This is a genomic window from Eikenella halliae, from assembly GCF_001648475.1.
In the GTDB taxonomy this organism is placed as follows: Bacteria; Pseudomonadota; Gammaproteobacteria; order Burkholderiales; family Neisseriaceae; genus Eikenella; species Eikenella halliae.
On sequence record NZ_LXSQ01000003.1, the window covers coordinates 60919 to 69912 of the forward strand.

At 48.6% G+C, this 8994-nt stretch carries 14 protein-coding genes; 2 read left to right on the forward strand and 12 right to left on the reverse strand.

All coding sequences use genetic code 11. The annotated features are described in order from the left end of the window. Positions 1-19: 19 nt before the first annotated feature. The 12 genes from rplX to rplC form a co-directional block, all read right to left on the reverse strand. Positions 20-340, reverse strand: a complete 321-nt coding sequence (gene rplX, locus A7Q00_RS00940; protein ID WP_064088785.1) for a 50S ribosomal protein L24 — start codon at positions 338-340, stop codon at positions 20-22. Positions 341-351: 11 nt separating this feature from the next. Continuing rightward, positions 352-720 carry a 50S ribosomal protein L14 gene (rplN, locus tag A7Q00_RS00945; protein ID WP_064088786.1) on the reverse strand — a complete coding sequence of 123 codons (369 nt, stop codon included), beginning with the start codon at positions 718-720 and terminating at the stop codon, positions 352-354. Between the two features lie 191 nt (positions 721-911). Next, on the reverse strand, positions 912-1175 hold the full coding sequence (gene rpsQ / locus A7Q00_RS00950) for a 30S ribosomal protein S17 (protein ID WP_064088787.1): 264 nt from the start codon (positions 1173-1175) through the stop codon (positions 912-914). Next, positions 1168-1365: a 50S ribosomal protein L29 gene (rpmC, locus tag A7Q00_RS00955; RefSeq protein WP_064088804.1), complete on the reverse strand. Its 198-nt coding sequence runs from the start codon at positions 1363-1365 to the stop codon at positions 1168-1170. Before rpmC ends, rpsQ begins: the two co-directional genes overlap by 8 nt. Next, on the reverse strand, positions 1365-1781 hold the full coding sequence (gene rplP, locus A7Q00_RS00960) for a 50S ribosomal protein L16 (protein WP_003823806.1): 417 nt from the start codon (positions 1779-1781) through the stop codon (positions 1365-1367). The genes rpmC and rplP overlap by 1 nt, the downstream gene beginning before the upstream one ends. Continuing rightward, entirely contained in the window at positions 1765-2460 is a 696-nt protein-coding gene (rpsC, locus tag A7Q00_RS00965) for a 30S ribosomal protein S3 (RefSeq protein ID WP_064088788.1), read from the reverse strand. The genes rplP and rpsC overlap by 17 nt, the downstream gene beginning before the upstream one ends. 9 nt (positions 2461-2469) lie before the next feature. After that, positions 2470-2799, reverse strand: coding sequence for a 50S ribosomal protein L22 (rplV, locus tag A7Q00_RS00970; RefSeq protein ID WP_064083613.1), 330 nt, complete (start codon positions 2797-2799; stop codon positions 2470-2472). 8 nt (positions 2800-2807) lie between these two features. Continuing rightward, positions 2808-3083 (reverse strand): 30S ribosomal protein S19, encoded by a 276-nt coding sequence (gene rpsS / locus A7Q00_RS00975; RefSeq protein ID WP_003823801.1) that lies wholly within the window; start codon positions 3081-3083, stop codon positions 2808-2810. 5 nt (positions 3084-3088) lie between these two features. After that, entirely contained in the window at positions 3089-3922 is an 834-nt protein-coding gene (gene rplB / locus A7Q00_RS00980; RefSeq protein ID WP_003823800.1) for a 50S ribosomal protein L2, read from the reverse strand. A gap of 5 nt (positions 3923-3927) precedes the next feature. Then, a complete protein-coding gene (gene rplW, locus A7Q00_RS00985; protein ID WP_023887662.1) occupies positions 3928-4242 on the reverse strand; it encodes a 50S ribosomal protein L23 in 315 nt (104 codons plus the stop codon). Continuing rightward, positions 4239-4859, reverse strand: a complete 621-nt coding sequence (rplD, locus tag A7Q00_RS00990) for a 50S ribosomal protein L4 (protein WP_064088789.1) — start codon at positions 4857-4859, stop codon at positions 4239-4241. Before rplD ends, rplW begins: the two co-directional genes overlap by 4 nt. Further along, on the reverse strand, positions 4859-5503 hold the full coding sequence (gene rplC, locus A7Q00_RS00995) for a 50S ribosomal protein L3 (protein ID WP_064088790.1): 645 nt from the start codon (positions 5501-5503) through the stop codon (positions 4859-4861). Before rplC ends, rplD begins: the two co-directional genes overlap by 1 nt. Positions 5504-5812: 309 nt before the next feature. Here rplC and A7Q00_RS01000 point away from each other — a divergent pair, with 309 nt between their 5' ends. Continuing rightward, positions 5813-6655: a class II glutamine amidotransferase gene (locus A7Q00_RS01000; RefSeq protein ID WP_064088791.1), complete on the forward strand. Its 843-nt coding sequence runs from the start codon at positions 5813-5815 to the stop codon at positions 6653-6655. Between the two features lie 313 nt (positions 6656-6968). After that, on the forward strand, positions 6969-8489 hold the full coding sequence (gene lysS / locus A7Q00_RS01005; RefSeq protein WP_064088792.1) for a lysine--tRNA ligase: 1521 nt from the start codon (positions 6969-6971) through the stop codon (positions 8487-8489). The last annotated feature ends 505 nt before the right edge of the window (positions 8490-8994 follow it).

An 8994-nucleotide genomic window follows, 5' to 3' on the forward strand; every position in this document is an offset into this window, starting at 1 on the left:
TAAATTTCCTTAGCTCAACTTAAGCCAACTCAGCACCGTTAGACTTAAACACTCTCACACGTCTAACCTTGCCATTATCATCGATCAACTTAATGCCAACTCGATCCGCTTTCTGCGTCTCTTTGTTATAAATAGCGACGTTTGAAATGTGAATGGGCATATTCTTAACAACTACACCCCCTTCAACATTACGCATAGGGTTAGGCTTTTGATGCCTTTTAACAAGATTTACACCCTCAACAACCACCTTATCACCTAACAAACTGATAACTTGTCCCTGCTTGCCCTTATCTCTACCTGAGATAACAACAACATGATCGCCCTTAACAATTTTACTCATAATCTTATCTCTCAGATCACTTCAGGAGCCAACGAAACAATTTTCATAAATCGCTCAGTACGCAACTCACGCGTTACCGGCCCAAAAATACGCGTACCCATAGGCTCAAGCTTAGCATTCAACAACACAGCAGCGTTGTTATCAAATTTAATTAGCGCACCATCTGGACGGCGAATACCTTTAGCTGTACGAACAACAACAGCATTATATACATCACCCTTTTTTACCCGGCCACGTGGAGCCGCATCTTTAACCGATACCTTAATAACATCACCAACGCTTGCATAACGGCGCTTAGAACCACCAAGCACCTTAATACACATAACGCGACGAGCACCAGAGTTATCAGCCACATCCAAAATAGTCTGCATCTGAATCATGTCATTACCTTTTTTTAAAACCAACTTAACCTATCATCAATCGCAAATAGACGGCCAGCATCTATCAAATAGATCAGTTTTGGCCCCGACAGGGAGAAACTCCTAGGAAACTAGAAGCTAGAAAGGCGAGGAGTTTACAGCCTTTTCTTTTCCACTGCAAGACCTCGCCTACAAAAATACCAAAATTACAACTAAATTTCTTGAGACCTCTCAAGCAGGCTTTGAACAACCCATGACTTTGTCTTGGACAAAGGGCGACCCTCAGCAATTACCACCACATCACCCACTCTACACTCATTTCGCTCATCATGAGCATGAATTTTGGTGGATCGCTGGATAATCTTACCATACAAGGGATGTTTTACTCTACGCTCAATCAAGACGGTTACTGTTTTATCCATCTTATCGCTGATTACCCTACCTTGCAAAGTTCGAACAATTTTGGCATCACTCATTGCCAACCCCTTTCTCAGCTAACTTGGTTTTTACGCGAGCAATATCACGGCGAACGCGCTTCAGCTCACTATTCTTGCTTAGCTGGCCAGTAGCATGTTGCATACGCAAACTAAATTGCGTCTTTAACAAGCCAATCAGATCAGCTTCCAGCTGCTCCAATGATTTGTCTTTTAAATCAATCATTTTCATCATTTACCTACCTGCCGGGACACAAATGTTGTACGTATAGGCAATTTTGCAGCTGCCAAAGCAAACGCCTCTCTAGCCAAGGATTCTGATACCCCATCCATTTCATAGAGCACTTTGCCAGGCTTGATCTCAGCTACATAATACTCTACAGAGCCTTTACCGCCACCCATACGCACTTGGATTGGTTTTTCAGTAATAGGTTTATCTGGGAACACACGAATCCAAATACGCCCACCACGCTTAATATGACGAGTCATTGCACGTCGAGCTGCCTCAATCTGCCGAGCAGTTAATCTACCACGGCCAATTGCCTTCAAACCAAAATTACCAAAGCTGACATCGTATCCATTAGTAGCGACACCAGTATTGCGACCTTTATGCTGCTTGCGATATTTCATTCTAACCGGCTGTAGCATGACGGCCACCTCCTTTTCTACGCTTATTCTCAGTGCTGGTATTTTCCAACAGCTGTCCAGTCTCGCCCTTGTAAACCCATACTTTCAGTCCTATAACACCATAGGTGGTATGCGCCTCACTAGTAGCATATTCAACAGCTGCTCGCAAAGTATGTAACGGCACACGACCTTCACGATACCACTCGCTACGAGCGATATCTGCGCCATTCAGACGCCCTGAAGTCATAATTTTGATACCTTTAGCTCCAGCACGCATAGCATTTTGCATAGCACGCTTCATTGCGCGACGGAACTGTACACGTTTTTCCAACTGCTGAGCGATACCATCAGCAATAACCTGCGCATCTAATTCAGGCTTACGAATTTCTTCGATGTTCACATGAACAGGAACGCCAAGCAATTGTTGCAAATCCTGCTTCAATACCTCAATATCTTCGCCCTTTTTACCAATCACAACACCAGGACGTGCAGTATGAATGGTGATACGAGCAGATTTAGCCGGGCGCTCAATCACTACGCGACCCACTGAAGCATTGGCCAAGCGCTTACGCAAATAATCGCGCACATCGATATCCTGCTTCAATACAGCAGCAAATTCTGTGCTCTTAGCAAACCACTTAGATGACCAGTCTTTATTTACAGCTAGGCGAAAGCCAGTTGGATGAATTTTTTGTCCCATAGCTTTTCCTTAGTTTCCTACTGTCACATTAATATGACACGTTTGTTTTTCAATACGGTTGCCACGACCTTTGGCCCGGGCACGGAATCGTTTCAAGCTCGGCCCCTTGTCTACAAAAATCGTTACAACTTTAAGCTCATCAATGTCAGCGCCTTCGTTATGCTCAGCATTAGCAATAGCAGACTCTAATACTTTTTTAATCAACTCAGCACCTTTTTTTGTGCTAAATGCCAAAATATTAAGAGCTTGCTCTACCTCTTTGCCTCGAATTAAATCAGCAACCAACCGGGCTTTTTGAGCAGAAATACGGGCATTCTTATGTTGTGCAGATACTCTCATGATTCACCTTATTTCTGAGCCTTTTTATCAGCCAAGTGTCCTTTAAAAGTACGAGTAAGCGCAAACTCACCTAACTTATGGCCAACCATATTATCGCTAATAAACACAGGCACGTGAGTGCGGCCATTATGTACCGCAATAGTCAACCCAATAAAATCAGGGAGAATTGTTGAGCGGCGAGACCATGTTTTAATAGGACGCTTATCATTACCGGCGCGAGCAGCATCAACTTTTTTCAGCAGGTGCAGATCGACATATGGACCTTTTTTCAATGAACGAGCCATATTAATTAACCTTTATTTGAATAGCGGCGACGAACAATCATATTGTCCGTACGCTTATTATTACGAGTTCGGTAACCCTTAGCCGGAGTACCCCATGGGCTGACAGGCTCACGAGCCTCACCGGTACGACCCTCACCACCACCATGCGGGTGATCCACAGGGTTCATTACCACACCACGGACAGTCGGACGAATACCGCGCCAGCGATTAGCACCAGCTTTACCAATTTTCTTCAGACTTTGCTCTTCATTGCCAACTTCACCAACAGTGGCACGACAATCGATATGGATCTTACGCACCTCACCTGAACGCAGACGAACTTGAGCGTAAACACCTTCTTTAGCCAGCAAAACTGCTGAGGCACCTGCCGAACGAGCAATCTGAGCACCCTTGCCAGGTTTCATCTCGATACAGTGGATGGTGGTACCAACCGGAATATTACGAATCGGCAAAGCATTACCAACTTTGATTGCGGCTTCTGCGCCAGAAACCAACACGGCACCCGCCTGAATACCGCGAGGAGCAATAATATAACGGCGCTCACCATCAGCGTAGCAAAGCAGCGCAATGAAAGCGGTACGATTCGGGTCGTACTCAATACGCTCAACTTTCGCAGGAATATTATCCTTATCGCGTTTAAAATCTACTACGCGGTAGTGATGTTTATGCCCACCACCTTTATGACGAGTAGTGATATGACCGTTATGGTTGCGACCGGCGATAGAGTTTTTCTTCTCCACCAGCGGCGCATAAGGAGCACCCTTATGCAGACCTTCTGCAACCACGCGAACCATGCCGCGACGGCCTGCAGAAGTCGGCTTCATTTTTACAATAGCCATAATATTTATTCCTTATCTGCAGCTGCTGCAACAGATTCCAAATCCAGCTCCTGTCCGGCAGCCAAGCTGACATAAGCTTTCTTCACATTACTGCGACGACCCAAAGTGCGACCAAAACGCTTTACTTTGCCTTTGATTGCAACTGTAGTCACAGAGGCTACCTGAACACCAAACAACAATTCAACAGCAGCTTTAACTTCCGCCTTAGTTGCATCAGGCAACACTTTAAAAGTCATCTGGTTGCGTTTCTCAGCCAACAAATTGCTCTTTTCAGAAACAACAGGAGCCAAAATTACTTTCATCAAACGTTGTTGATTCATACCCATTGCTCCTCAAGTTGTGCAACTGCTTCCTTAGTTACCACTACTTTTTTGTAGCGAAGCAAGCTGTACGGATCAATCTGCTGAGCTTCCAAGACCAGCACATTCGGCAAATTGCGTGAAGACAAGTATACGTTTTCATCCAACTGTTTGGTAACGAACAGAACCTGCTCCATACCCAAATTTTTCACTTGTTCAGCAAACGCTTTGGTTTTAGGAGTAGCAACAGACAGATCTTCAATCACAAACAAGCGCTCATCACGCACCAACTGGGACAAAATAGTCGCCATACCGGCACGGTACATCTTACGATTAACCTTCTGAGTAAAGTTTTCATCAGGCTTATTTGGGAATATGCGACCACCCCCTCTCCACAACGGAGAAGAAGACATACCAGCACGAGCACGACCAGTACCTTTCTGGCGCCACGGCTTTTTAGTGGAGTGTTTCACTTCAGCACGAGTCAGCTGTGCACGGTTACCAGAACGGGCATTTGCCAAAAAGGCAGTAACCAACTGGTGAACCAACGCCTCATTGTACTCACGAGCAAACAGCGCATCGGAAGCAGCAAGGCTACCTGAAACTTGGCCTTTAGCATCAATTACTTTTAATTCCATTATGCACCTACTTTCACGCTAGGGCGCACAACCACATCACCATTGGCAGCACCAGGAACAGCGCCCTTAACCAACAGCAGATTGCGTTCTGCATCCACACGAACCACTTCCAAACGTTGCACGGTCGCAGTGGTATTACCATACTGACCAGCCATACGTTTGCCCGGGAACACACGGCCCGGATCTTGGTTCATACCGATAGAACCAGGAACACGGTGAGAACGGGAGTTACCGTGAGAAGCACGCTGTGAACCAAAGTTATGACGCTTGATGGTACCGGCAAAGCCCTTACCTTTAGAGGTGCCGGTTACATCCACAAACTGGCCGGCTTCAAAAATAGCAACAGTTACTTCGTCGCCCACTTTCAATTCAGCCAGTTTCTCTTCAGCTAAAGCAAACTCATGCAAACCACGACCAGCCTCAACACCTGCTTTCGCAAAGTGACCGGCTTCCGCTTTGTTTACACGATTGGCTTTCTTCTGACCAAAGGTAACCTGAACGGCTGAATAGCCGTCGGTATCTTTGGATTTTACCTGAGTGACGCGATTAGGAGACATTTCCAACACAGTTACCGGCACGGAAACACCTTGCTCAGTAAACACGCGGGTCATGCCCACTTTGCGCCCAACCAGACCTAAAGTCATGATTTTTCCTTATATAACAAGGGGTCAGCTACGATTGGCCGACCTTTTGGACAAAACAAAAAACTTGGCTAAGAATGCCAAGACGAGCACTATACTATATTTTCACTAAAACTTTCAAGCAGAAACTTTGCCGTAAGTGCTGCAGAATCAGGCTACCTGAAAATGCATGCCATCCAAACGCAAGCATATAGCCACGCGTTATATTGGTATGCCAACAGACAGGTTTTCAGGTAGCCTCAAGGTCGTTAAAATAATCATAGCGGTACAACACCTACCCGTTTTACTAAAACCAATCTTGAGGAACTCATCATGTGCCAGCTTTTGGGCATGAATTGCAACACACCCACCGACATCGTTTTCTCTTTCGAAGGCTTTCGACTGCGCGGCGGGCTAACCGACCGGCACGCCGACGGCTTCGGCATCGGCTTCTTCGAAAACAAAGGCGTGCGCATGTTTCACGACGACAAACCCAGCGCCAGCTCGCCGGTGGCCGATTTGGTAAAAACCTACCAAATCAAATCCACCAATGTTATCGCCCACATCCGCAAAGCCACACAGGGCGGCGTCGGCCTGGCCAACACCCACCCTTTCATCCGAGAAATGTGGGGTGAATACTGGCTGTTCGCCCACAACGGCCACCTTGGCGGCTTCCAGCCCGAAGAAGGCAAATACTACCGCCCCGTGGGCAGCACCGATTCCGAACGCGCCTTCTGCTTCATGCTGGAACAACTGCGCAACCGATTCGAGCATAAGCCGCCTGTAGGCAAACTGTTTGCCGAAGTGGCCACACTCACGGCACAAATCCGCCACCACGGATTATTCAACTTCATGCTCTCCAACGGAGACATCCTGTTTGCCCACGCCAGCACCCTGCTACACTACATCATCCGCCAAGCCCCCTTCGGTGAGGCACACCTCATCGACAACGACGTGGCCGTGGATTTTGCCGCCGTTACCACACCAAACGACCGTGTGGCCGTTATTGCCACACAACCCCTTACTGCCAACGAAACCTGGACGCAATTAGCCGTGAACGAACTGGTGGCCTTCCGAGACGGCGACATCATCCTGCGCGACTGCCCAGACAACCCGCGCTACCTCAGCCAGCAGGAAGGCTTGGCCATCGCCCGCGCCGTCGGCGTAGCCGCATAAACCCTCTCCGCATTGCAACAATCCGGCCGCCCTGCAGCCGGATTGTTTTCATTATCGCCACACCCCGAGCATTAACACTTGAAAAATTTTTAATTTAACCGCTTGACATACACCTCGCCTTTCCTATACTTTACAGCCATGCTTCTGCATAAAGCCGCAAAACCCGCGTAAATAAATGTACAAACATTGATTTGCGTCAAACCTGCGGCAAGGGCGATTGATGCAGCGGCATCTTCATAAATGAAGTTTTTCAACACCGAGGCAGGCTGCCTGCCCGAGACCGCCGCCTCTCATTAATATATGGATGAATATCATGAGTGACTCTCAACATACCGACACCCCCCAATTAGACGAAAATCAGGTCATGGCAGTTCGTCGTGAAAAATTGGCTGAAATCCGCAAGCACGGTGTAGCGTTCCCGAACGATTTCCGCCGCAATGCTTTTGCCGGTGACCTGCACAGCCAATACGGCGAACTGTCTAAGGAAGAGTTGGAAGAAAAGAACGTAACCGTCAAGGTAGCAGGCCGCATGATGCTGCAACGCGACATGGGTAAGGCCAGCTTCGCCACCCTGCAAGACGTTTCCGGCCAAATCCAGCTCTACGTAAACGACCAGGGTGTTGGTGAGAAGATTCACGAAGAGTTCAAGCACTGGGACTTGGGCGATATCCTCGGCGCAGAAGGCGTGCTGTTTAAAACCAACCACGGCGAGCTGACCGTACGTGTAAGCCAAATCCGCCTGTTGGCCAAAGCCCTGCGCCCGCTGCCTGATAAAGTGCACGGCCTGAAAGACCAGGAAACCCGCTACCGCCAGCGTTATGCCGATTTGATCGTAAACGCCGAATCGCGCGAAATCTTCAAAAAACGCGGCCGCATCATCCAAACCATCCGCAACTTCATGACTGGCGAGCAGTATCTTGAAGTGGAAACCCCGATGATGCACCCGATTGCCGGTGGCGCAGCAGCCCGTCCGTTCGTTACCCACCACAACGCGCTGGACATCCCGCTGTATATGCGAATTGCTCCCGAGCTTTATCTGAAACGTTTGGTGGTAGGCGGCTTCGAGCGCGTGTTTGAAATCAACCGCAACTTCCGTAACGAAGGCGTGTCTGCCCGCCACAACCCCGAGTTCACCATGATGGAGTTCTACGAGGCATTCTCCGACTACCACCGCATGATGGACATGACCGAAGGCGTGATCCGCGCTTGCGCCAACGCCGTTTGCGGCAGTCTGCACGTTCCTTACAACGGTAAAGAAGTGGATTTGGAAAAACGCTTTGACCGCCTCACCATCGTGGACGCGATCAAAAAATACAATCCGCACTACACCGACGAGCAGCTGAACGACGAAGAATGGCTGAAAAAAGAAGTGGTGAAACACGGCGAAGACCTGCCTGCCGCCCCAGGCGTGGGCAGCCTGCAGCTGGCCTTGTTTGAAGGCTGTGCCGAAGGCAAACTGTGGAACCCCACCTTCATCATCGACTATCCGGTTGAAGTGTCTCCCTTGGCTCGCGCTTCCGATACCAATCCGAAGCTCACCGAACGTTTCGAGCTGTTTGCAGTAGGCCGCGAGCTGGCCAACGGCTACTCAGAGTTGAACGACCCGGAAGACCAGGCCGCACGCTTCAAATCGCAAGTGGCTCAGAAAGAAGCCGGCGACGACGAAGCCATGAACTACGACGCCGACTACATCCGCGCCATGGAATACGGCCTGCCGCCCACCGGCGGTTGCGGTATCGGTATCGATCGCTTGGTAATGTTGCTGACCAACGCCCCGAGCATCCGCGACGTTATCCTGTTCCCGCATATGCGTCCGGAAGAAGGCCAGAACTAATCCTTCAGGCTTAATCAAAGGCTACCTGAAATTTCAGGTAGCCTTTTTGTTGGCCGCTGCGCTGGTGGAGGCTACCTGAAAAAATATAGTGGATTAACAAAAATCAGGACAAGGCGACGAGCCGCAGACAGTACACACGTTACGGCAAGGAGAGATAATGCTGTACTGGCTTTTTTTAATTCACTATAGCTCTTTTCTGGCAGCCCCAGCATGGCACAGCAGCAAACTGTTTCATCACGCCTGCAAAGAAACGAAATCGGGTGGCAAGCCGCCGAAACAAAGGCAATACAACAAATCTAGGGAACACTGTATTCTTTAAGAATCCGGATAAAGTTCGCCACCTGCCGACACATCCATCACAGGCTACCTGAAACCGCTCAGTAACAGGCAATGCCAATCCATAACGCCAGATAGTTTTCAGGTAGCCTGTTCAACCAAGAAGGCTACCTGAAAACATCTTCCTCAAAAAAACATAGGAAATGATAACAAAACCGTGCTCCTGCAT

What these genes read in the sequence shown, in the direction of transcription:
- rplD (WP_064088789.1), bottom strand. Translation starts at nt 4,859, where the DNA reads ATGGAATTAAAAGTAATTGATGCTAAAGGCCAAGTTTCAGGTAGCCTT.
- rplW (WP_023887662.1), bottom strand. Translation starts at nt 4,242, where the DNA reads ATGAATCAACAACGTTTGATGAAAGTAATTTTGGCTCCTGTTGTTTCT.
- rplN (WP_064088786.1), bottom strand. Translation starts at nt 720, where the DNA reads ATGATTCAGATGCAGACTATTTTGGATGTGGCTGATAACTCTGGTGCT.
- rpmC (WP_064088804.1), bottom strand. Translation starts at nt 1,365, where the DNA reads ATGAAAATGATTGATTTAAAAGACAAATCATTGGAGCAGCTGGAAGCT.
- lysS (WP_064088792.1), top strand. Translation starts at nt 6,969, where the DNA reads ATGAGTGACTCTCAACATACCGACACCCCCCAATTAGACGAAAATCAG.
- rplV (WP_064083613.1), bottom strand. Translation starts at nt 2,799, where the DNA reads ATGAGAGTATCTGCACAACATAAGAATGCCCGTATTTCTGCTCAAAAA.
- rpsS (WP_003823801.1), bottom strand. Translation starts at nt 3,083, where the DNA reads ATGGCTCGTTCATTGAAAAAAGGTCCATATGTCGATCTGCACCTGCTG.
- rplC (WP_064088790.1), bottom strand. Translation starts at nt 5,503, where the DNA reads ATGACTTTAGGTCTGGTTGGGCGCAAAGTGGGCATGACCCGCGTGTTT.
- rpsQ (WP_064088787.1), bottom strand. Translation starts at nt 1,175, where the DNA reads ATGAGTGATGCCAAAATTGTTCGAACTTTGCAAGGTAGGGTAATCAGC.
- rplP (WP_003823806.1), bottom strand. Translation starts at nt 1,781, where the DNA reads ATGCTACAGCCGGTTAGAATGAAATATCGCAAGCAGCATAAAGGTCGC.
- rplX (WP_064088785.1), bottom strand. Translation starts at nt 340, where the DNA reads ATGAGTAAAATTGTTAAGGGCGATCATGTTGTTGTTATCTCAGGTAGA.
- rplB (WP_003823800.1), bottom strand. Translation starts at nt 3,922, where the DNA reads ATGGCTATTGTAAAAATGAAGCCGACTTCTGCAGGCCGTCGCGGCATG.
- A7Q00_RS01000 (WP_064088791.1), top strand. Translation starts at nt 5,813, where the DNA reads ATGTGCCAGCTTTTGGGCATGAATTGCAACACACCCACCGACATCGTT.
- rpsC (WP_064088788.1), bottom strand. Translation starts at nt 2,460, where the DNA reads ATGGGACAAAAAATTCATCCAACTGGCTTTCGCCTAGCTGTAAATAAA.